Annotated in this window: 20 protein-coding genes; 8 read left to right on the forward strand and 12 right to left on the reverse strand. The window is 64.9% G+C overall.

The window, feature by feature from the left end:
- Positions 1 to 64: 64 nt before the first annotated feature.
- From RSW2DRAFT_RS08560 to RSW2DRAFT_RS08570, 3 genes are all read left to right on the forward strand, one after another.
- A complete protein-coding gene (locus tag RSW2DRAFT_RS08560; protein WP_008030013.1) occupies positions 65 to 1,354 on the forward strand; it encodes a capsule biosynthesis protein in 1,290 nt (429 codons plus the stop codon).
- 89 nt (positions 1,355 to 1,443) lie between these two features.
- The gene (locus RSW2DRAFT_RS08565) at positions 1,444 to 2,580 is read left to right on the forward strand and encodes a polysaccharide biosynthesis/export family protein (RefSeq protein ID WP_008030015.1); all 1,137 of its coding nucleotides are present in this window, start codon (positions 1,444 to 1,446) and stop codon (positions 2,578 to 2,580) included.
- Positions 2,581 to 2,587: 7 nt separating this feature from the next.
- Positions 2,588 to 4,654, forward strand: a complete 2,067-nt coding sequence (locus tag RSW2DRAFT_RS08570) for a capsular polysaccharide biosynthesis protein (protein WP_008030017.1) — start codon at positions 2,588 to 2,590, stop codon at positions 4,652 to 4,654.
- A 3-nt stretch (positions 4,655 to 4,657) separates the two neighbouring features.
- Here the strand turns inward: RSW2DRAFT_RS08570 and RSW2DRAFT_RS08575 are convergent, their stop codons facing one another.
- Positions 4,658 to 5,155, reverse strand: coding sequence for a MarR family winged helix-turn-helix transcriptional regulator (locus RSW2DRAFT_RS08575; RefSeq protein WP_008030020.1), 498 nt, complete (start codon positions 5,153 to 5,155; stop codon positions 4,658 to 4,660).
- 93 nt (positions 5,156 to 5,248) lie between these two features.
- Positions 5,249 to 5,521, reverse strand: a complete 273-nt coding sequence (locus tag RSW2DRAFT_RS08580) for an FAD assembly factor SdhE (RefSeq protein WP_008030021.1) — start codon at positions 5,519 to 5,521, stop codon at positions 5,249 to 5,251.
- Positions 5,522 to 5,596: 75 nt separating this feature from the next.
- On the opposite strand from RSW2DRAFT_RS08580, the gene RSW2DRAFT_RS08585 reads away from it, so the two are divergent.
- Together RSW2DRAFT_RS08585 and RSW2DRAFT_RS08590 are read left to right on the forward strand one after the other, a co-directional pair.
- A complete protein-coding gene (locus RSW2DRAFT_RS08585; protein ID WP_008030023.1) occupies positions 5,597 to 6,799 on the forward strand; it encodes a pyridoxal phosphate-dependent aminotransferase in 1,203 nt (400 codons plus the stop codon).
- A 9-nt stretch (positions 6,800 to 6,808) separates the two neighbouring features.
- Positions 6,809 to 7,222, forward strand: a complete 414-nt coding sequence (locus RSW2DRAFT_RS08590) for a hypothetical protein (RefSeq protein WP_008030025.1) — start codon at positions 6,809 to 6,811, stop codon at positions 7,220 to 7,222.
- Here RSW2DRAFT_RS08590 and RSW2DRAFT_RS08595 read toward each other — a convergent pair.
- From RSW2DRAFT_RS08595 to RSW2DRAFT_RS08615, 4 genes are all read right to left on the reverse strand, one after another.
- Complete coding sequence (locus RSW2DRAFT_RS08595) at positions 7,219 to 8,556, reverse strand: MATE family efflux transporter (protein WP_008030026.1); 1,338 nt, start codon at positions 8,554 to 8,556, stop codon at positions 7,219 to 7,221. The genes RSW2DRAFT_RS08590 and RSW2DRAFT_RS08595 overlap by 4 nt on opposite strands.
- Positions 8,557 to 8,704: 148 nt before the next feature.
- Complete coding sequence (locus RSW2DRAFT_RS08600; protein WP_008030028.1) at positions 8,705 to 9,316, reverse strand: class I SAM-dependent methyltransferase; 612 nt, start codon at positions 9,314 to 9,316, stop codon at positions 8,705 to 8,707.
- A 70-nt stretch (positions 9,317 to 9,386) separates the two neighbouring features.
- On the reverse strand, positions 9,387 to 10,361 hold the full coding sequence (gene ppk2 / locus RSW2DRAFT_RS08605; protein ID WP_008030031.1) for a polyphosphate kinase 2: 975 nt from the start codon (positions 10,359 to 10,361) through the stop codon (positions 9,387 to 9,389).
- 265 nt (positions 10,362 to 10,626) lie between these two features.
- Positions 10,627 to 12,381, reverse strand: coding sequence for a LuxR C-terminal-related transcriptional regulator (locus RSW2DRAFT_RS08615; RefSeq protein WP_008030034.1), 1,755 nt, complete (start codon positions 12,379 to 12,381; stop codon positions 10,627 to 10,629).
- A 144-nt stretch (positions 12,382 to 12,525) separates the two neighbouring features.
- Between RSW2DRAFT_RS08615 and RSW2DRAFT_RS08620 the strand changes: the two genes are divergently transcribed.
- The 3 genes from RSW2DRAFT_RS08620 (at position 12,526) to RSW2DRAFT_RS08630 (ending at position 15,566) form a co-directional block, all read left to right on the forward strand.
- The gene (locus RSW2DRAFT_RS08620) at positions 12,526 to 13,161 is read left to right on the forward strand and encodes a glutathione S-transferase family protein (RefSeq protein ID WP_008030036.1); all 636 of its coding nucleotides are present in this window, start codon (positions 12,526 to 12,528) and stop codon (positions 13,159 to 13,161) included.
- Between the two features lie 75 nt (positions 13,162 to 13,236).
- Positions 13,237 to 15,198 carry a DNA topoisomerase IV subunit B gene (parE, locus tag RSW2DRAFT_RS08625; protein WP_008030038.1) on the forward strand — a complete coding sequence of 654 codons (1,962 nt, stop codon included), beginning with the start codon at positions 13,237 to 13,239 and terminating at the stop codon, positions 15,196 to 15,198.
- Positions 15,199 to 15,239: 41 nt separating this feature from the next.
- A complete protein-coding gene (locus RSW2DRAFT_RS08630) occupies positions 15,240 to 15,566 on the forward strand; it encodes an arsenate reductase family protein (protein ID WP_008030042.1) in 327 nt (108 codons plus the stop codon).
- Between the two features lie 45 nt (positions 15,567 to 15,611).
- Here the strand turns inward: RSW2DRAFT_RS08630 and RSW2DRAFT_RS08635 are convergent, their stop codons facing one another.
- The 6 genes from RSW2DRAFT_RS08635 to thrS all read right to left on the reverse strand — a co-directional run bounded on the left by RSW2DRAFT_RS08635 (position 15,612) and on the right by thrS (position 20,583).
- Entirely contained in the window at positions 15,612 to 15,818 is a 207-nt protein-coding gene (locus RSW2DRAFT_RS08635) for a cold-shock protein (protein WP_008030044.1), read from the reverse strand.
- 136 nt (positions 15,819 to 15,954) lie between these two features.
- Positions 15,955 to 16,452, reverse strand: a complete 498-nt coding sequence (locus RSW2DRAFT_RS08640) for a DoxX family protein (RefSeq protein WP_040671884.1) — start codon at positions 16,450 to 16,452, stop codon at positions 15,955 to 15,957.
- A 29-nt stretch (positions 16,453 to 16,481) separates the two neighbouring features.
- A complete protein-coding gene (locus RSW2DRAFT_RS08645; protein ID WP_008030046.1) occupies positions 16,482 to 17,225 on the reverse strand; it encodes an HvfC/BufC N-terminal domain-containing protein in 744 nt (247 codons plus the stop codon).
- Positions 17,222 to 18,076, reverse strand: a complete 855-nt coding sequence (bufB, locus tag RSW2DRAFT_RS08650; protein ID WP_008030048.1) for an MNIO family bufferin maturase — start codon at positions 18,074 to 18,076, stop codon at positions 17,222 to 17,224. The genes RSW2DRAFT_RS08645 and bufB overlap by 4 nt, the downstream gene beginning before the upstream one ends.
- A 58-nt stretch (positions 18,077 to 18,134) precedes the next feature.
- A complete protein-coding gene (locus tag RSW2DRAFT_RS08655) occupies positions 18,135 to 18,425 on the reverse strand; it encodes a BufA1 family periplasmic bufferin-type metallophore (RefSeq protein ID WP_008030051.1) in 291 nt (96 codons plus the stop codon).
- A gap of 211 nt (positions 18,426 to 18,636) precedes the next feature.
- On the reverse strand, positions 18,637 to 20,583 hold the full coding sequence (gene thrS, locus RSW2DRAFT_RS08660; protein WP_008030053.1) for a threonine--tRNA ligase: 1,947 nt from the start codon (positions 20,581 to 20,583) through the stop codon (positions 18,637 to 18,639).
- Positions 20,584 to 20,681 lie beyond the last annotated feature (98 nt).

The following is a 20,681-nucleotide window of genomic DNA, read 5'->3' on the forward strand; positions in this document are numbered from 1 at the left end:
CACGTTAGGAAATTCTGACTATGGTGGCCGAAATCCGGTGATCCGGTCAAGTTGTGGACGATTGATGGCTTTGTCGGGCGAAAACCGCCGCTTTTTGTTCCTGCAAGGGCCGCATGGTCCCTGGTTCCACCGGCTTGGCCGGATGCTGGCGGCTTCGGGGGCGGCGGTCTGGCGCGTCGGCTTCAACCGCGGCGACCGGGCGTTCTGGCCGACCTCTGCCAGCTACATCGGCTTTGACGGCAAGCCCGAGGCCTGGCCCGACACCCTGCGCGGCCTGATCGCCGCCAAAGCCATCACCGACATCGTGCTTTACGGCGACACCAGGCCGGTCCACGCCCAGGCCGTCAGCATCGCCCGCGAGCTTGGCTTGACCGTGCATGTGTTCGAGGAGGGCTATTTGCGGCCCTACTGGGTGACCTATGAACGCGGTGGCGCCAACGGCCATTCGCGGCTGATGCAGACCCCGGTGGCGCAGATGCAGGCGGCGCTGGCGCAGACCGACATCGACCTGCCCGACGCCCCGGCGCATTGGGGCGACATGCGCCAGCACATGTTCTACGGTGCCCTTTATCACTGGTTCGTGCTGTCCGGCTTCTGGGATTACCGCAATTTCCGCCCGCATCGCGCCCTGTCGGTGCGCCAGGAATTCTGGCTGTATTGCAAGCGCCTGGCCTTGCTGCCGCTGCACAGCGCCCAACGGCTGCGGGCGACGCTGCGCATCCGCTACGGCGGCTTTCCCTATCATCTGGTGCTGCTGCAACTGGAACATGACAGCAGCTTTCAGATGCACAGCCCGTTCGCCTCGATGACCGAGTTTCTGGCGCTGGTGATCGACGGCTTTGCCAAGGGTGCTGCCCCGCATCATCATCTGGTGTTCAAGGCCCACCCGCTGGAGGATGGCCGGGTGCCGGTGGCGCGGGAAATCCATAGGCTGGCCAAGACCCAAGGCCTTGAAAACCGTGTGCATTTCGTGCGCGGCGGCAAGCTTGCGCAACTGTTGAACCAGGCGCGGTCGGCGGTCACCGTCAATTCCACTGCCGGGCAGCAGGTGCTGTGGCGCGGCCTGCCGCTGAAAACCTTCGGCGCCGCGGTCTATGCCAAACCCGAGTTCGTCTCGACCCAGAGCCTGCCCGATTTCTTTGCGCAGCCGACGCGCCCCGACAGCCGCGCCTACCGCGCCTTCCGGCATTACCTGCTGGAAACCAGCCAGGTTCCGGGCGGCTTTTACTCGGCCCGCGGGCGGCGCGCCCTGCTGCGGCAGGTGGTGGACATGATGCTGTCGCCCGAAGACCCCTATGATGCGCTGACCTCGGGCAACGCGGCACCACGGCAACAGTTGCGGCTGGTGAACTGACCGCCGAACGCAAGACTGGCGTTTTATCGCGTCTTTCTGTAGGGTTGTAAAAAAAACTTGAGGCAGTAATCCATAAAGGAGCCCGGGCAGTGAAAATTTCGGCTTTCGAGGGGGCCAGATCTCTGGTCCTTGTTGCGCTTGTGGCGTCGGTGGCCGCCTGTGGCCTGCCCCGCGCCGGGCCGAACAAGAAAGAGATCTACGCCGGTTCCGTGCTGCAACAGGGCGATGCTTTCGTTGTCACCGTGAACAGCCGCGTTACCCGTGCGACGTCTGTCACCCCCGCTTTCGGCTTTGGCTCTGATTTCCGCAATGCCGGCGTCGTCGGCTCTGACACCATCAATGCTGGCGACGTGCTGGCGCTGACGGTGTTCGAAAACGTCAAGGACGACCCGCTGCTCGGCAACACCGGCCAGCGGGTGTCGCTGCTGGATCAGGTGCAGGTTGATGGCCAAGGCTATATCTTCGTGCCCTATGCCGGGCGGATCAAGGCCTCGGGGCAAACGCCTGACGGGTTGCGCCAGGCCATCACCCGCAAGCTGGACACCCAGACCCCCGACCCGCAGGTGACCGTGCAGCGGCTGGCCGGCGACGGCTCGACCGTCACGGTGTCCGGCGCGGTCACTGGCCAGGGCGTCTATCCGATCGAACGCCCGACCCGCACGTTGTCCGCGATGCTCGCCAAGGCCGGCGGCATTTCCATCGAGCCTGCGGTGGCCATCGTGCGCGTCACCCGTGGCGGCAAGACCGGCAAGGTGTGGCTGCAAGACCTGTGGGAAAACCCCGGGCTGGACATCGCGCTGCGCGGCGGCGACCGCATCGTGGTGGAAAACGACACCCGCGCCTATGTGGCGATGGGGGCGACCGGAGCGCAGAACCGCATCCCGTTCGAGACCCAGACCCTGTCGGCGATCGAGGCGATTGCCCAGGTCGGCGGCTTGAACACTGCATTGGCCGACCCGACCGGGGTTTTCGTGCTGCGCAACGAACCGGCCGAGATTGCCAATTCGGTGCTGGGCCGCAACGACCTGACCGGCGATCAGCGGATGGTCTATGTGCTGGATCTGACGCAACCGACCGGCATGTTCGAAGCGCGCGATTTCCTGATCCGCGATGGCGACACGGTCTATGTGACCGAGGCGCCCTTCGTGCAGTGGCAAAAATCCATCAACGCCATCACCGGCACGGCAAGTGCCGCCAATACCGTCACCACCGCCGCCGGCGGCTGAGGCTTTTTTGGCCGGGCTTGGTCCAGACGACAACGCCGCCGGGGGTCTTCCCCGGCGGCTTTTCTTTTACAACGCCGGTTTCCTGCGCCAGTCCCGGCTGCGGCGCATCATCACGCTGGCCGGGCACGAGTTGCGGCTTGGCCTGCCCGCGCCCGGCGATGGCGTGGCGGTCTGGGGCCGCAGCCCCTATGCCGCCCGCGGCGAGGCGGTGGCTGTGCGGCGCGGTGTGCCACTGGTGCGGATCGAGGATGCGTTCCTGCGGTCGGTCCGCCCCGGGCGGATGGGCGATGCACCGCTGGGCCTGTTGCTGGACGGTGCGGGCGTGCATTTCGACGCGACGGTGCCTTCGGCACTGGAGCGGTTGCTGGCATCGCATCCCTTGGACAATTCGAACCTTTTGCTGCGCGCGCGCGACGGTATTGGTCGAATTCAGGCGCATCACTTGTCAAAATACAACATTCACGATCCGGCCCTGCCGGCGCCTGCCCCGGGCTACGTGCTGGTAGTGGACCAGACGCTGGGCGACGCTTCGATCCGCCATTCCGGCGCTTCGGCCAGCACCTTCCGCGAGATGCTGGTGTTCGCGCAGGAGGAAAATCCCGGTGCGCGGGTCATCGTCAAAAGCCATCCGGAAACCGCGCAGGGCCTGCGCCCTGGCCATTACGGGCCGGAACATGCGGTGGGCAATGTCAGCCTGCTGGCCGATCCGGTGTCGCCCTGGGCGCTGCTCGACGGCGCGGTGGCGGTCTATACCGTGTCGTCGCACCTGGGGTTCGAGGCGATCATGGCCGGGCACAAGCCGCGGGTGTTCGGCCAGCCGTTCTATGCCGGCTGGGGGCTGACGGCCGATGAAAACCCGGTGCCGCGGCGGCGCCGGGTGCTGACCCGCGCGCAGCTTTTCGCTGCCGCGATGATCCTCGCGCCGGTCTGGTATGACCCCTGCCGCGACCGGCTGTGCAGCTTCGAGCAAGCCGTCGATCAACTGGAGGCCGAGGTGCGCGCCTTCCGCGAGGATCGCGCGGGCCATGTGGCGCTGGGGATGCGGCTTTGGAAACGTGGCCGGTTGCAAGCGGTGTTCGGCCGGGAAAAACCACTGGTGTTTCTGGACGATCCGGCGCGCGCGCTGGCCCGGGCGCAGGCCGAGGGGCGCGGGCTGCTGGTCTGGGCGGGGAAAGAACCGCAGGGACTTGCCGCCCCGGTGATCCGGCGGGTCGAGGATGGTTTTTTGCGCTCGCGCGGGTTGGGGGCGGACCTGATCCCGCCGCTCAGCTTGGTGGCCGACGATCTGGGCATCTATTACGACCCGCTCCGCGAAAGCCGTCTGGAACGGTTGATCGCGGCGCCCTTGCCACCGGGGGGCGGGTTGCGGGTGACACGGCTGCTGGAAAAGCTGATTGCCGCCAACTTGAGCAAATACAACATCGGCAGCGCCGCCCTGCCCGATCTTCCCGACGGCCCCCGCATCCTGGTGCCGGGCCAGGTGGAGGATGATGCCTCGATCCGCTTGGGCGCGGGTGAGGTGCGCACGAATCTGGGGCTGTTGCAGGCGGCGCGGGCGGCCAATCCCGACGCGGTGCTGATCTACAAGCCGCATCCCGATATCGAAGCCGGTCTGCGCCCTGGTGCGATTTCCGCCAATGATCTGAACGGTCTGGCCGATGCTGTGGTGCATGGCGCCGATGCCGCGGCGCTGATTGCCGCGTGCGACGAGGTTTGGACCATGACCTCGCTTCTGGGGTTCGAGGCCCTTCTGCGCGGCAAGCCGGTCACCTGCCTTGGCGCGCCGTTCTATGCCGGTTGGGGCCTGACCCACGATCTGGGGCCGGTGCCGGAACGCCGTTTGCGCGCTGCCGATGGCCACCCGTTGCCACGCCCTGATCTGACTCACCTGACCCATGCGGCGCTGATCGGCTATCCGCGCTATTTCGATCCGGTGAGCCGCCGCCCCTGCCCGCCCGAGGTGGTGCTGGACCGCCTGACGCACGGGCCGCTGCCGCATCCCGGCCCGGTCAACCGGCTTCTGGCCAAGATGCAAGGCGCTTTTGCCGGGCAAGCCTGGCTGTGGCGGCGCTAAGGCTCAGTAGATGTAGCGGATCTGTTCCGTCCAATAGCGTTCCATGCGCTTCAGCGACGCGTTGATATCCTCCATCCCCGAGGCACCGATCAGACCGCGGCGTTCCAGCCCTTCGGCATGGCGGCCGAACAACTCGTTCAGGACCGAACGCACCCGCCGCCCCTTTTCGGTCAGCTTGACCCGCACCGAGCGGCGGTCGATCTCGGACCGCTGGTGGTGCATGTAGCCCAGTTCCACCAGCTTCTTCAGGTTGTAGCTGACATTCGAGCCCTGGTAATAGCCGCGCGATTTCAACTCGCCCGCCGTCACCTCGTTCTCGCCGATGTTGAACAGCAAAAGCGCCTGCACCGGGTTGATTTCCAAGAGGTTCAACCGCTCGAATTCATCCTTGACCACATCCAGCAGCAATCGGTGCAGCCGTTCGACCAGCGCCAGATTTTCCAGATAGCCCAGCATGAAGGCTTTTTGCGAGCCGTCCAGAACATTTTGCTGCATACTCATTCCTGATCTCCGCATCGGTTTACCGAGGGTAGAATCAGCACAAAACGCAAACATTCCGTAAACTCGCACCGAAATCGTGGCAAATTCGTTCTATCACCGTCCGGGTTGCAACCGATTGCGCGCAAATTGGCCGATTTCAGCGATCAGATCGGCCAAAGCCGGCGGCGGCGGCACATGGCCCAGCACCCAGGGCAGCAGATCCTGGTCATTTTCGGCCAGCAGAACCTCGAAAAGCGCCAGGGTCGGCGCGTCCAGCCCCGCCAGATGCGCGTCCGACCACGGACCGAGAATCAGGTCCATCTCTTTGGTGCCGCGCCGCCAGGACCGCATCCCCAGGCGTTTCAGCCGCGATTCCGCCGTTTCCATGCTGCCATTCCTGCTTGCCGGTTGCTGCGGCGCAACCTAAGACAAGCCGCGCGAAACCACCAGCCGGAGCATGCCATGGCCTTTCTGTCCGACACCCTTGCCCGCGTCAAACCCTCGCCCACCATCGCCGTGACCACCAAGGCGAACGCGTTGAAGGCGGCGGGGCGCGACGTGATCGGCCTTGGCGCTGGCGAGCCGGATTTCGACACGCCGCAGAACATCAAGGATGCCGCCAAGCGGGCGATTGATGCCGGGAAAACCAAATACACTGCCGTCGATGGCATCCCCGAGCTGAAAGCCGCGATCTGCGACAAGTTCCGGCGCGAGAATGGCCTGAGCTACACGCCCGCGCAGGTATCGGTGGGCACTGGCGGCAAGCAGATCCTTTACAACGCGCTGATGGCCACCTGCAATCCGGGCGACGAGGTGATCATTCCGGCGCCCTATTGGGTCAGCTATCCTGACATGGTGCTGCTGGCGGGCGGCACGCCGGTGGCGGTGGCGGCGGGGATCGACACCGCGTTCAAGCTGACGCCCGCGCAGCTTGAAGCAGCGATCACCCCGAAAACCAAGTGGTTCATCTTCAACAGCCCGTCCAACCCGACCGGTGCCGGCTATTCCCGTGCGGAACTCAAGGCGCTGTGCGACGTGCTGCTGCGCCACCCGCAGGTCTGGATCATGTCGGACGACATGTATGAACATCTGGTGTTCGACGATTTCGAGTTCACCACCCCGGCGCAGGTCGAGCCAAAGCTTTACGACCGCACCCTGACCTGCAATGGCGTCTCGAAGGCCTATGCGATGACCGGCTGGCGCATCGGCTATGCGGCGGGGCCGGTGGCCTTGATCAAGGCGATGGCGACCATCCAGAGCCAGTCCACCTCGAACCCCTGTTCGGTGTCGCAATACGCAGCACTGGAGGGGCTGACCGGGCCGCAGGAGTTCCTGACCACCAACAAGGCAGTATTCCAGCGCCGCCGCGATCTGGTGGTGGGGATGCTCAATCAGGCCAAAGGCATCACCTGCCCGACGCCCGAGGGGGCGTTCTACGTCTATCCCGATATTTCCGGCTGCATCGGCAAGACCTCGGCCGCGGGCACCCGCATCACCGATGACGAAACCTTTGCCACCGCCCTGCTGGAAGAAACCGGGGTTGCGGTTGTGTTCGGTGCCGCCTTCGGGCTTTCCCCGAACTTCCGCGTCAGCTACGCTACTTCGGACGCGGCGCTGGTCGAGGCCTGCACGCGCATCCAGCGGTTCTGTGCCGCGCTAAGCTGAGGGAACCGGATGGCGGGCGATCTGCCGGACTATTACTTTCGCATCCGTGAAAACGGCGCCGTGGTGTTCCGGGTCGATACCGAGAACCGCCAGCGCCGCATCGACATGGACGAGATCGCCACCGTCAACGTGAAGAACGGCAACATCAAGCCGCATGGCGATACGGCGCTTTCCCCGCAGGACATGGCGGCGATTGCCGACTGGCTGGCGGCCAGGGTGGCGCTGCTGGCGCAGCGCGACATCGACGACATCCACCGCGCGGTGGATTATCTGAACCTGACGACGCAATGGGTGCAGACCAAGGCCGACGATGCGGCGCTGGAAAGCGTCACCGACCCGTTGCTGATGGCGATGCACGATCTGCGCAGCGCGCTGGTGCGCAAGAAGGCCGAGCGGCTGATGAAAGACGCGCCAAAGGCCTAACGCGGCGCCCTTATCCAGAATCGTGCCATCAGCAGGCTGGCGGCCAGACTGAGGCCGATCACCAGCCCCAGCCACAGCCCGACCCCGCCGAAGCCCAGCGGAAACGCCAGCACATAGCTGCAGGGGATGCCGATCACCCAATAGCTCAGCACCGCCATCAGCATCGGCACCCGCGTGTCCTGCACGCCGCGCAAGAGACCCAGCGCCATCACCTGCATGGCATCGGCAATCTGGAACAGCGCCGCCAGCGCCAGCAGGGTGGAACCAAAGGCGATGATCGCCGCACTTTCGGGTTTGGAGGCATCGGTGAACAGCGCGATGATCGGCGCGGGCCAGGAAAGGAACACCGCGACGATCAGCGCCCCGAACCCCAGCGACAGCCCCAGCGCCACCTTGGCGCCATCGCGCAACCCCTGGGCATCGCCACCGCCCTGCGCCCAGCCGGTGCGCACCGTCGTGGCATTGGCCAGCCCCAGGTGCACCATGAACGCCAGCGCCGCCGCCTCCATGGCGATGCCGTGGGCGGCAAGCTCCACCGTGCCGATCCAGCCCATCATCAGCGCCGTGGCCTGAAACAACCCGCCTTCCGCCAGCGAAGTCAGACCGATCGGCCAGCCCAGCCGGAACACCTGGCCCATGGCATGCCAGTCGGGTCGCCAGAACCGCTGGAACAGCGCGAAGCGCCGCAGCGCCGGCAGGGCGGCGGCATAGCCGGCCAACCCGCCCACCGTCAGCACCTGCGCCGTCACCGACGAGATCGCGGCCCCTCGCACCCCAAGCTCTGGTGCGCCGCCATTGCCGAAGATCAACATCCAGTTCATCCCGGCATTCACCACCACCGCGGCAATCGTGGTCCACAGCACCACCTGCGTCCGCTCCAGCGCGCCCAGGTAGCTTTTGAACACCATCACCAGCAGCGCCGGTATCATCCCGAGGCCCGCGATGCGCAGGAAATCCTGTGCCAGTGCCGCCACCTCGGGTTTCTGCCCCAGGGCCAGCAGGATGGTGCCGGATTGCCAGAACAGCGGATAGCTAATCACGCCAAAACCGATGGACAGCCACAGCCCCATCCGGGTGTCGCGGCGCACCTGCACCTCGTCGCCACGACCGATGGCCTGGGCCACCATCGGCATCACCGCCTGCGCGAAGCCCGAGCCGAGGATGAACACAATGAAAAACGCCGATGACCCCAACACCACGGCGGCCAGTTCGGTCACGCCATACCAGCCCAGCATCACCGTATCGGTGACGTGCAAGGCCATCTGCGCCAGATGGCTGCCGATCATCGGCAACCCCAGCACCAGCGTGGCGCGGGCGTGGTCGGATTTGGTCATGGGAAAGCTCATGCGCCCCGGCATACGCGGGGTCGGCGCTTGCTGCAAGACGATGGCTCAGGCTAAAGCGTGTCCGGCAAAAGTGGCACCCGGTTTTGCCGCCAGACACGCGCCGAATCGAAAGGCCAGGGACCGTCTGTCGATTCTGTCATCGACGGACGGGCGCTGGCGGTTTGCGGGCCACGAAATCAATCAAGGCCGAGGCACCGACATGGGCGCTGCCTTCGGCAATCTCGGCGTCGTAATCGGCGGCTTCCAGCACTTGCCAGCCCGCAAAATCGGCGCGCAACCCGTCCAGAGTATACAGGTTTTCCACCGCCGAAGGCCCGCCGGTGCCGTTATGCACCTGCCGCGGCGCATAGCCGTGCAGCAAGACCAGCCCGCCCGGCACAACCGCCTGCGCGATGCCCTGATGGATAATGGCGCGCAAAGGCGGGGCGGCGAACTGGATGAACACGCCAAGAATGGCGTCCCACTGGCCCTGCCCCCAGTCCCATGTGGCGATATCGGCCTGATGGATGCTGACGCTGACGCCCCGCGAAGCTGCCAAGGCCCGCGCCTTGGCCAAGGCCACGCTTGATGCATCCATGGCACTGACCCGGTGCCCCAACCCGGCAAGATACACCGAGTTGCGGCCCTCGCCGTCGCCCAGGCACAGCACCCTGGCTGCGGGCGGCAACAGCCCGGCAAATCGCGGCACGAACCCCGCAGGCTCGGTGCCGAACAGATAGCCGTCCCCGGCGTAGCGTTTGTCCCACATGGCGCATCTCCCTGCCCCCAACCAAGCTAGGTCCGGGGCGGGCAAGCTGCAAGGTATCAACGACCTGCGGTCACACCCCCTTTGCCTTGCGCACCTCGGGGTGAACGGCGGCTTCCAGAATACGCCCGGCGCCCGAGATCACCTGACTGGCCCGCCCGACAATCAGCGGATCGGGCGGCTGCACCACCGACAGATCCTTGCCCGGATAATCGACCGATGACAGGAAATGCCGCATGCAGTTCAGCCGCGCCCGCTTCTTGTCGTTCGATTTCACGATCACCCAGGGCGCGTCGGCGGTGTCGGTATAAAAGAACATCGCCTCCTTGGCCTCGGTGTAATCGTCCCACTTGTCCAGACTGGCCTTGTCGATGGGCGACAGCTTCCACATCTTCAACGGATCGGTCTCGCGCGCCTTGAAGCGGGCATATTGCTCCTCGCGCGTCACCGAGAACCAGTATTTGAACAGCCTGATGCCCGAACGCACCAGCATCCGCTCCATCTCGGGCGCCTGGCGCATGAATTCCAGATATTCCGAGGGCGTGCAGAAGCCCATCACCCGTTCCACCCCGGCGCGGTTATACCAGCTGCGGTCGAAGAACACGATTTCGCCGCGCGTCGGCAGATGCTCGATATAACGCTGGAAGAACCACTGGCCGGTTTCCTTTTCGCCGGGCTTGGTCAGCGCCACCACGCGGGCATAGCGCGGGTTCAGATGCTCCATGAAGCGCTTGATGGTGCCGCCCTTGCCCGCGGCATCGCGCCCCTCCATCAGGATGACGAATTTCTGCCCGGTGTCCTGCGCCCAGATCTGCACCTTCAAGAGTTCGGCCTGCAGCCGGGCCTTTTCCGCCTCGTAGGTGGCGCGGCCCATCGGGCGGGCATAGGGAAAGCGCCCGGATTCAAAGGCTTCGCGGATGGCATTGTTGTCAATGGCGGGAAAGGATTTTGGCCCCGGCGCCACGGTCGGGGTCTCGGGCACGGCTTCGGCCACAGGATCTGCATCCACTGCCGCAACCGGCGAAATCATCGGACCTTCGTCTTCCATGCGGCTCTCCCTTTCATGCAAACACCGCAAGCCTAGGACAAGGTGCCGCGGCCATCATTGATCCCGGTCAAACTTTGAAAACAGGTTAACGGTGTTGGAAATTTGCCAAAAAAAACCGGCGGCACCTGAAGGCGCCGCCGGACAATGCTGAAAAAGCATGGGGAAAAAAGGGGAAAGGCGAAATCCCAGCGCCATTCGTAAAGGCTAGCCATCGGCCAGAACCCGCGCATACCCCAATCGCGGTAAGCTTGCGAAAAACCCCCGTTCAGCGCGGCAGAAACGGTTCCAGCGCCGCCAAAGCCTGCTGCCAAGCCGCGAAAAACAGCAATTGCCCGGTGTGCGGCACGAAGCTGATCTGCAAATGCGGGAAATCGCCCATCAATTCGCGAATCGTCTGCATCGGCGTCTGCGGGTCCTGATCGCCCTGCAACAGCACCACCGGCACCACGCAGGCCCGCACGATGCCCGACCAGTCCTTTTCCGAACTGATACATTCGCGGGTGAAGGCCTCGTGCACCGACAGCTTCGGCCCCAGCGTCACCTCCGACCCCGCCAGCACCGCCTCGCGCACATCGGCGCGGGCAAAGGTCTCCATATCGGCAGGCGAGCCGCCGTTGACCTTGGCAAAGAACGCCTCCTTGCCCAGACGGCGGGCGAGGCTGAACCCGGCCTGCACCAGAAACGGCAGCACGCGCGGCGCATAGCGGGCATTGGCCAGGATGAAGCGTTGCCACTTGTCCATCCGGTCATACTGCGCTGCGGTGCGCAGCGGCAGTTGTGCGGCACAACCGACGATGCCGCGCACCAGACCGGGGCGCAGCAGCGACAGGTTGATGGCAAAGCGCAGGTCGGCCCCCAGCGCCAGAATGGCCACCGACGTCACGCCCAGATGCTCCAGCACCGCCGCATAATCCTCGGTGCAGCCGGTCAGATGGTCCACCCCCCGCGCGTGCAGGTCGCTGCGCCCGTAACCTGCCCGCACCGGCACGATCACCCGGATGCCGCGGGCGCGGGCCTGCCGCTCGGCGGTGGCGGTCCAGCGGATCAGACCGTAATCGAGGTGCATGTATAACAGCGGTGCCCCGGCCGGGTCGCCAAACTCGATCCAGGTCAGCCGCCGCCCGTCGGGCAGGTGCAGGCTGTGAAACGGCAGATCGTCCAGGCCGCCCTGCCGTGGCAACGGATCGGCGCCGACCGAGGGGATCAGCGACACGTCCATCAGCCCCAGCACCACCCGCACCAGTTCGGACTGGCCGTGGGTTTCGGTCTTGGCCAGGATCGAGCGCACCTGGGTCCGCACGGTTTCCAACGACCGGCCGCGCGCCTCGGCAATGTCTTTCAGCGGCAGGCCAAGGGTGATGCTGCGCACAATCTCGACCTCGGCGGCGGTCAGGTCGAACGCCTCCTGCACCGTCACCTCAAAGCCCTCGGGCCAGACCAGTTCGGTCGAAAGCACCAGCGCCAGGGGCGGCTTTTCGGCACTTTCCACCGGGCTGACGCGCATGATCACCGGCCCGCCGGTCAGCGTGGAACGGATGCGCAGGGTGATGACCTTTTCCGCCCGCCCGGCGGCCACCTTGCGGATCACCGAACGCAGGGTGGTGATATCCTCGGCGTCCAGCGGCAGGGCGCTGATCGGCGCGCCCTCGGCAATGCCAAAGGCCTGCGCCGCCGCACGGTTGCAGGCCGCGACCGTGCTGCCGCCGTTGGAGATGAACGCCGCCGCGCGCGGAATATCGGCCAGGATCGAGCGATAGCCGCCATCCTCGCGCGTCGCCTCGAACCGGTCGAGAAACACCCGGGCACGACCGATATGCGCCTCGATTTCCGGGTCTTCGATCGGGATCGCGGTTTCCACCGGGCCGACCCGCAGGGGGGCGACGCGGCCTTCCCAGACCTCCAGCAATTCGTCCAGCCTTATCGGGTCCAGCGCCACATCGTATAGCCGATCGACGATCTCGGCACGGTGGTCGCGGGCCACGATCTGTGCAGTCTGGTTTTTTGGCCCGGTTTCCTTCATGGCCCAAAGCCTGCCGCAAGCCCTGCCCGGCGTCCAGCCCATTTAACCCGTTCAGTGCCGCAGGCCGCGACCGCGCCTGATTTTCGGGCTTTCCGCCCAAGCTCTGCCCGGCTACCCTGCACGCCCAACCCGACAGGAGCCATCATGCTGACCCCTTACGGCGTTTACCGCTCGCGCGCCTCGCGCCCCCTGTGGCTCTTGGCGGAAATCGGCCTGCCTTTCAGCCATGTGCCGGTTATTCAGGCCTACCGGTTGGCGCAGGGTGCCGCAGCCCCCGGCCCGCATACCGCCACCCCGGCGTTTCTGGCGATCAACCCCTTGGGGCAGATACCGGCGATGACCGATGGCGATCTGGTGCTGACGGAATCGCTGGCGATCACCCTGCATATCGCGCGCAAATATGGCGGCGCGCTGGGGCCGGACGGTCTGGACGAGGCGGCGCTGTTCGAGCAGTGGGCGCTGTTTGCCGCCACCAGCATCGAAGGCCCGGGGATCGAGATCCTCTATGCGCCTGCGGGCGATACCGCGGTGATTGCCGCCAATCTGGAAAAGCTGGCGCGTCCGCTGGCCCGGCTGGAAAGCCATCTGGCGGGGCGCGAATGGCTGGTGGGCGACCGCTTCACCGCCGCCGACATCATGCTGGCCGAATGTCTGCGCTATTCACAAGGCCAGACCGCGCTGATCGACGCCCACCCCGCTGTGAAGGCATGGCTGGCCCGCTGCCAATCCCGCCCGGCGTTTCAGGCGATGTGGGCCGCCCGCATGGCCGAGCCGGCCTGACCCGCCCCACATCTTGCGTTTTGCGCCGCGATGATGCCTACTGCTGCCTCAAGCAACCGAAGAAACGAGCCCCCCTTGCCCAACGACCTGTTGTCCGGCGACCATGCCTCCAACGCCTATATGGCCTCGTCGATCGAGGTGCTGGAGGGACTGGAGCCGGTGCGCAAACGCCCCGGCATGTATATCGGCGGCACCGATGAACGGGCGCTGCACCATCTGGTGGCCGAGGTGCTGGACAACGCGATGGACGAGGCGGTGGCGGGCCATGCCAGCCGCATCGAGGTGGAACTGCACGCCGATTACGCGCTGACCGTGCGCGACAATGGCCGTGGCATCCCGGTCGATCCGCACCCGAAATTCCCCGGCAAATCGGCGCTGGAGGTGATCTTCTGCACGCTACATTCGGGCGGCAAATTCTCGGGCAAGGCCTATGAGACTTCGGGCGGCTTGCACGGCGTCGGCGCAAGCGTGGTCAATGCGCTGTCGGATGTGATGCGGGTCGAGGTGGCGCGCAACAAGGAGCTTTACGCGCAAAGCTTCTCGCGCGGCATCCCGCAGGGGCCGTTGCAGAAGATCGGCCCGGCCCCCAACCGCCGCGGCACTTCTGTCACCTTCCACCCCGATGCCGACATCTTTGGCAGCCTGCATCTGAAACCGGCGCGGCTGCTGAAAATGGCGCGCTCCAAGGCCTATCTGTTTTCCGGCGTCGAGATTCGCTGGAAATCGGCGGTCAGCGATGGCGAGACCCCGCAAGAGGCGGTGTTCCACTTCCCCGGCGGGTTGTCGGATTATCTGGGCGAGCAACTGGCGAAAACCACCACCTATGCCGACCGGCCCTTTGCCGGCAAGGTGTCGTTCCCCGATAAATTCAACGTCCCCGGCTCGGTCGAATGGGCGATCAACTGGACCCCGGCGCGCGACGGCTTTCTGCAATCCTATTGCAACACCGTGCCGACGCCGGAAGGCGGCACCCACGAGACCGGCTTCTGGTCAGCGATCCTGAAGGGCATCCGCGCTTACGGCGATCTGGTGAAAAACCGCAAGGCCGAGCTGATTTCGCGCGACGACATGCTGACGGGCGGCTGCGCGCTGATCTCGGTGTTCATCCGCGAGCCGCAATTCGTCGGGCAAACCAAGGACCGGCTGTCCACCGAGGAGGCGGCGCGCTACGTCGAACTGGCGGTGCGCGACCATTTCGACAACTGGCTGGCCAGCGACACCAAATCCGCCGGGGCTATCCTGGATTTTCTGGTGCTGCGGGCCGAGGAACGGCTGAAGCGGCGGCAGGAAAAGGAGACCGCCCGCAAGACGGCCACCAAAAAGCTGCGGCTGCCGGGGAAACTGACCGACTGTTCGTCGAAAACCCGCGAGGGGACGGAGCTGTTCATCGTCGAGGGCGACTCGGCGGGCGGTTCGGCCAAGGGCGCGCGCGAACGCGAGACCCAGGCGATCATGCCGTTGAAGGGCAAGATTTTGAACGTGCTGGGCGCGGCGTCTTCGAAGCTGAACGAAAACTCGGAAATCCGCGACATCTGCGAGGCTTTGGGCGTGCAGATGGGCACCCGTTTCAAGGTCGATGACCTGCGTTACGACAAGATCATCATCATGACCGATGCCGACGTCGATGGCGCCCATATCGCCAGCCTGCTGATGACATTTTTCTTCACCCAGATGCGCCCGCTGATCGACCGCGGCCATCTGTATCTGGCCTGCCCGCCACTCTATCGGCTGACGCAGGGGGCCAAGCGGATGTATGTCTCGGACGATGCCGAAAAAGAGGAATGGCTTGCCAAGGGCTTGGGCGGCAAGGGAAAGATCGACGTGCAACGCTTCAAGGGTCTGGGCGAGATGGACGCCAAGGACTTGAAGGACACCACGATGAACCCCGAAACCCGCAAGCTGATCCGGGTCAGCATCGACGAGGATGAACCCGGCGAAACCTCGGATCTGGTGGAACGCTTGATGGGCAAGAAACCGGAACTGCGGTTCCAGTACATTCAGGAAAACGCCCGGTTTGTCGAAGAACTGGACGTCTGAGCCACCGGCCCCCTGCCCGCCTGAAACACACGGAGTTGAGCATGATCCTTTACGGCATTTCCACCTGCGACACCTGCAAGAAGGCGCTGAAGGCGCTGGAGGCGGCGGGGAAACCGGTGACCTTCCGCGACGTGCGCGCCAAGCCGCTGTCCGAGGCCGAGATTGCCGAACTGGTGCAGGAATTCGGTGACCGGATCATCAACAAATCCTCGACCACCTGGCGCGGGCTCAGCGACTGGCTGCGTAATTCCGAGGCCGAGGCGCAACTGGCCGCCCAGCCGACGCTGATGAAGCGCCCGGTGATCCGCGATGGTGCTGTCTGGCACCTCGGCTGGGACGAGGCGGTGCAGGCCGCGGTTCTGCAATAAAAGAACCCCCGCTGAAGCGGGTCGTTTCCAGGCCGACAGACCGCCTTACAGCAGCCGTAGATCGCCCGCAGACTGTTTGCCGTCGCGGCCCGACTGCAATTCGAAGCCGATTTTCTGGTTGTCGTTCAAGCCCTTGAGCCCGGCGCGTTCCACCGCCGAGATATGGACGAACACGTCCTTGCCGCCGTCATCCGGCGCAATAAAGCCGTAACCTTTGGTGCTGTTGAACCACTTCACGGTGCCCGTCGGCATGCCGTCACTCCTTGACCAATCCTCCCGAGGCGCAATTGCCACGGGCCGTGCTATCGGGTGCGGGAACACCCGGTTCACAAGGAAAATCATGCCAAAAGCGCGCTAAAAATCAAGCCTCAAAGATCGGCGCGTTGTTTCAGCTGCCCGTCATCCGGCGCAGCACCCGGTCCAGCGACAGCGGGCCTGCCCCCAGCAGGATCGGCACCGTCAGCAGGAACACCCACATCGCCCGCTGGTCAGCGATCAGCCCGTCAGAGGCGGTGTCGAACCAGGCATCAAGCATGATGCCATGGCCGAGAACGTCGGTCAGGCTTTGCACCAGCACGAAGATGATCATGCCCAGCGCCGCGATGCGGGTGGCCAGCCCCAGCACGATCAACGCCGGCAAGGCAAACTCGGCCCAGGCGCCCAGCACTGCCACCAGCCAGTGAAAACTGCCAAGCCGGTCGAAATCATAGCCCAGTTCCTCGACCAGACGCGGAAAGATCTGGATATAGGCGCCATCGGTCGGCGTCAGCGGCCCGGCCAGCTTGGTTGCGGCCGAATTCCAGAAGTACCGCGCCAGCACCGCGGCAAACACCAGCCGCGCCAGTGTCGGCAACACCACCGGTGCCAGCAAGGCAAGCCGCCGCATCAGATTTTCATGCAGGGAAATCAGGCGGTTCACAGGTCATCCTCCACCAGGCCGACAATACCGCCGCCCTGCCGCAACAGGGCCAGGGTTGCGGCCAGATCATGCTGCGGGCCCGCCGCGGTCAGCGCCTGAGCGACCGGTTCCCCGGCCAGTAGCGCCGCAAGAAAGCTGCCCGCCGCAGGGGTCAGCAGATGCGGCTCCGGGTCGAAATCGGGGCGCAGCACCAGCAGGCTTTCCGCTGCCATCCGCGGCGGCGGCGCATCGGCCACGCTGTTGGCCCGCCAGATCGAAAACACCGGCCAGGGCGACCGGATCAGCCGCAGCGCCGGCGCAAGCCGCAGCCGCGCGGCCAGAAACCGCTCGGCCGACAGGCCGGCCAAAGTGGCGGCGGGCAACGGCGCCGCATCGGCGGCATGGTAGGACTGGCGCAGCGCCAGCTCCAGCCGGGCCAGATCGGGCAGGTATGGCAGATGGGCGACGGGTGGAAATTCGTGCAGGAAATCCGGCAGTTGTGCGCCATAGAACATCAAAACCGGCGAGGTGGGCGGATGCATCCGCAGGAACACCCCGGCCATGGCGGCGAAGAATTCTTCCCCCAGCACCCGACGCAACACCGGAAAGCCGGTCTCCAGCGCCGCGGTCAGACTGACGGCCACATTGTTGCGATAGACCGCAAAACGCCGGGTGGCGGGGGTGCCGTGGCGGTCCAGCAGGCCGGGCGGCGTGGCGTGCGCCGGGTCCAGCAGGGCGGTGCGAAAGACCGACTGGCTCATGCCGCCACCCCGGCCAGCAATCGCGCCGCCAGCGCCGCCTCGCCAGCCAGCACCGGCCATTCCGGCACATCATTGTCCCATTCGATCAACGTCGGTTTCGCGCCGCCCAATTGCAGGGTCCGGGCGTAAAGCTGCCACACCGGATCGGCCACCGGGCAGCCGTGGCTGTCGATCAGCAGCGGCGTGCCGTCGCTGTCGAGATCCGGATCATGGCCACCAAGATGAATCTCGCCCACCAGATGATGTGGAAACGACTCGATATACCCCAAGGCGTTGAAACCGAGATTGTTGGCCGAGACATACACATTGTTCACATCCAGCAGCAGACCACAGCCGGTGCGGCGGGCGATCTCGGCCAGAAACGTCACCTCGTCCATCTCGGCCTCGGCAAAGGCCAGATAGGCCGAGGGGTTTTCCAGCAGCATCTTTCGCCCCAGCACCGTCTGCACCTGGTCGATATGATCGGCCACCCGGGTCAGCGTGGCGGCGGTATAGGGCAGCGGCAGCAGATCGTTCAGAAAGCTGTTGTCATGGCTGGACCAGGCCAGATGTTCGGAAAAACAGGCCGGTTGCAACCAGGTGCACAGATGCTTCAGCCGTGCCAGATGTGCGGCGTCCAGCGCGCCCTCGCCGCCGATCGACAGCCCGACCCCGTGCAGCGAAATCGCAAATCGTTCGGCCAGCGCGCGCAGTTGCGCCAGGGGCCGCCCGCCCTCTCCCATGTAGTTTTCCGCATGGATTTCAAGCCATTCCACCGGCGACGGCGCCGCCATGATCGCCGGGAAATGCTGCGGTTTGAAGCCTGCGCCGGGGCGGGGCGGCAGGAACGCGGGGCGGGTGTGGTCAAGCATGGCGGGTCTCCTGCGGCAAATGCCCCCTTCCGGAACCGCGCCCGGAAGGGGAAAGGCGTCAGCCGGCCATGTCGCGCGTCAGCGCCTCAAGGCTGCCCATGCGGCCCTCCGGCAGTTCCATCGTCACGCAGGTGCCGGCGGGCACCAGTTTCCAGGAATTGCCCTGATAGTCGACTTTCGAGGTGCCGGCGCAGGTGGTGCCCGGCCCCGCCGCGCAATCGTTTTGCCCGGCCAGCGCCACGCCAAAGCACTTCTCCTTGGCGTCATCGGCCGAAGCGATGGTGGCATGACCGGCGAAAGCGGCGGCAAGCGCCGTGGCGACGGCCAAGGTGCGAATGGTATCCGACATGTGGTTCTCCCTGTTGCGATCTGGTTGTTGCGTCGCCTTTTGCGACAGTTCCAACCCTAACCGCGCCGGTCGATCACGGACCAGTCACAGCGCTGTCAGCCACGCGGGCGTGACCGGATGAAACATCGCATCCCGGGGCCGCGACACTGGGGGAAACTGCGAAAAGCGCCGGAGTTTCCAGCGCTTTTCTCATGATTTCAGCAGGTTGAACCTAGCGCAGATCGGGCGCTTTGGCCTCGTGGGCCAGGGTGGCGACGATCCCGGTCAGGCTTTCGCTATCGGTGCGGGTTTCGCCAAGGCGGCGAACTGAAACAGAACGCTCCTCGACTTCCTTCATGCCGATGGCCAGGATCACGGGAACTTTTCCCACCGAATGTTCGCGGACCTTGTAGTTGATCTTCTCGTTGCGCACGTCGGCCTCGGCCCGCACCCCAGCCTTGCGCAGTTCGGCCACGACCTCGTGCACATAGGCGTCGGCGTCCGAGACGATGCCCGCCACCACCACCTGCCGCGGCGCCAGCCAGAACGGCAGTTTGCCGGCGTAGTTTTCGATCAGGATGCCAAGGAAGCGTTCGAAACTGCCCAGGATGGCGCGGTGCAGCATGAAGGGGCGATGCCGCGCACCATCCTCACCGATGTATTCGGCACCAAGGCGGCTGGGCAGGTTGGGGTCAACCTGGAAGGTGCCGCATTGCCATTGGCGGCCGATGGCGTCCGTCAGCTTGAAGTCCAGCTTGGGGCCGTAGAACGCGCCCTCGCCGGGGTCGATCACATAGCTGCGGCCGACCTTCTTGATGGCGTTCTCAAGGGCGGTTTCGACCCGGTCCCAATCCTCGTCGGTGCCGATGCGCACTTCGGGGCGGGTGGACAGCTTGATGTCGAAACTCTCGAACCCAAGGTCGTGATAGACCGAGGACAAAAGCTCGATGAAGGCGGCACATTCGCTTTCGATTTGGGCTTCAGTGCAGAAGATATGCGCGTCGTCTTGGGTAAAGCCGCGCACCCGCATCAGGCCGTGCATCGAACCCGAGCTTTCATAACGGTGGCAGGCGCCGAATTCCGCCAGCCGCAGCGGCAGGTCGCGGTAGGATTTAAGCCCTTGATTATAAACCTGAACATGGCAGGGGCAGTTCATCGGTTTCAGCGCGTTGATGCGCTTTTCCTTGGCGCCTTCCTCATCGACCTCGACGATGAACATGTTCTCGCGGTAGGCCTCCCAATGGCCCGAGCGTTCCCACAGCACCCGGTCCACCACCTGCGGCGTGCGGATCTCGCGGTAGCCCGCCTCGCGCTGGCGGCGGCGCATATAGTCTTCCAGCGTGCGCCAGACCTGCCAGCCGTTGGGGTGCCAGAACACCATGCCGGGGGCTTCTTCCTGCAGGTGGAACAGGTCCATTTCCTTGCCCAGGCGGCGGTGGTCGCGCTTGGCGGCCTCTTCCAGCATCGTCAGGTGCGCCTTCAACTCGTCGCGGTTCTTGAAGGCGACGCCGTAGATGCGTTGCAGCATCGGCCGGTTGGAATCGCCGCGCCAGTAGGCCCCGGCGACGCTCATCAGCTTGAAGGCATCGGCGGGAAGCTGGCCGGTGTGTTGCAGATGCGGGCCGCGGCAGAGGTCTTGCCAGTGCCCGTGCCAATACATCCGCAGCGGTTCGTCGCCGGGGATGCCATGGATCAGCTCGACCTTGAAGGGTTCGCCCTTTTGTTCGTAATGTGCAATTGCGCGCGGTCGGTCCCAGACCTCGGTGCGAACAACGTCGCGCAAGTTGATGATTTCCTTCATGCGCTTTTCGATGGCGCCAAGGTCTTCGGGCGTAAAAGGTTCGATTCTGTCAAAATCGTAATACCAACCGTCCTTGATCACCGGGCCGATGGTGACCTTCACATCCGGCCAAAGCTCCTGCACGGCGCGGGCCATCACATGCGCAAGGTCATGCCGGATCAGTTCCAGCGCCTGCGCCTCGTCGGCCATGGTGTGGATGGCGATGCGGGCGTCGGCGTTGATCGGCCATTGCAGATCGTGATGCGCGCCATCCACCGTGGCCGAGATCGCCTTTTTGGCCAGGCTGGTCGAGATGCTGGCGGCGACTTCGGCGGGGGTGACGCCGGGCGCGAAATCGCGGCGGTTGCCATCGGGGAAAGTGAGGGAGATCTGGGCCATCGCAGGCGATCCTCGTCGGTTTGGCGTCCACGAAACGCCCGGTTGCGGGTTATGTGGCGGTGTTTTGCGCGGGCGGCGCGGCATTGTCAACGGGGGGC

Origin of the sequence: Rhodobacter ferrooxidans, from assembly GCF_000176015.1 — a bacterium.
Classification (GTDB): domain Bacteria; phylum Pseudomonadota; class Alphaproteobacteria; order Rhodobacterales; family Rhodobacteraceae; genus Pseudorhodobacter_B; species Pseudorhodobacter_B ferrooxidans.

Coding starts and splice junctions, on each gene's coding strand:
- RSW2DRAFT_RS08600 (WP_008030028.1), bottom strand. CDS start 9,316: ATGTGGGACAAACGCTACGCCGGGGACGGCTATCTGTTCGGCACCGAG.
- RSW2DRAFT_RS08620 (WP_008030036.1), top strand. CDS start 12,526: ATGCTGACCCCTTACGGCGTTTACCGCTCGCGCGCCTCGCGCCCCCTG.
- RSW2DRAFT_RS08630 (WP_008030042.1), top strand. CDS start 15,240: ATGATCCTTTACGGCATTTCCACCTGCGACACCTGCAAGAAGGCGCTG.
- RSW2DRAFT_RS08585 (WP_008030023.1), top strand. CDS start 5,597: ATGGCCTTTCTGTCCGACACCCTTGCCCGCGTCAAACCCTCGCCCACC.
- RSW2DRAFT_RS08635 (WP_008030044.1), bottom strand. CDS start 15,818: ATGCCGACGGGCACCGTGAAGTGGTTCAACAGCACCAAAGGTTACGGC.
- RSW2DRAFT_RS08590 (WP_008030025.1), top strand. CDS start 6,809: ATGGCGGGCGATCTGCCGGACTATTACTTTCGCATCCGTGAAAACGGC.
- RSW2DRAFT_RS08645 (WP_008030046.1), bottom strand. CDS start 17,225: ATGAGCCAGTCGGTCTTTCGCACCGCCCTGCTGGACCCGGCGCACGCC.
- RSW2DRAFT_RS08655 (WP_008030051.1), bottom strand. CDS start 18,425: ATGTCGGATACCATTCGCACCTTGGCCGTCGCCACGGCGCTTGCCGCC.
- RSW2DRAFT_RS08640 (WP_040671884.1), bottom strand. CDS start 16,452: ATGCGGCGGCTTGCCTTGCTGGCACCGGTGGTGTTGCCGACACTGGCG.
- thrS (WP_008030053.1), bottom strand. CDS start 20,583: ATGGCCCAGATCTCCCTCACTTTCCCCGATGGCAACCGCCGCGATTTC.
- bufB (WP_008030048.1), bottom strand. CDS start 18,076: ATGCTTGACCACACCCGCCCCGCGTTCCTGCCGCCCCGCCCCGGCGCA.
- RSW2DRAFT_RS08580 (WP_008030021.1), bottom strand. CDS start 5,521: ATGGAAACGGCGGAATCGCGGCTGAAACGCCTGGGGATGCGGTCCTGG.
- ppk2 (WP_008030031.1), bottom strand. CDS start 10,361: ATGGAAGACGAAGGTCCGATGATTTCGCCGGTTGCGGCAGTGGATGCA.
- RSW2DRAFT_RS08575 (WP_008030020.1), bottom strand. CDS start 5,155: ATGAGTATGCAGCAAAATGTTCTGGACGGCTCGCAAAAAGCCTTCATG.
- RSW2DRAFT_RS08615 (WP_008030034.1), bottom strand. CDS start 12,381: ATGAAGGAAACCGGGCCAAAAAACCAGACTGCACAGATCGTGGCCCGC.
- RSW2DRAFT_RS08560 (WP_008030013.1), top strand. CDS start 65: ATGGCTTTGTCGGGCGAAAACCGCCGCTTTTTGTTCCTGCAAGGGCCG.
- RSW2DRAFT_RS08595 (WP_008030026.1), bottom strand. CDS start 8,556: ATGACCAAATCCGACCACGCCCGCGCCACGCTGGTGCTGGGGTTGCCG.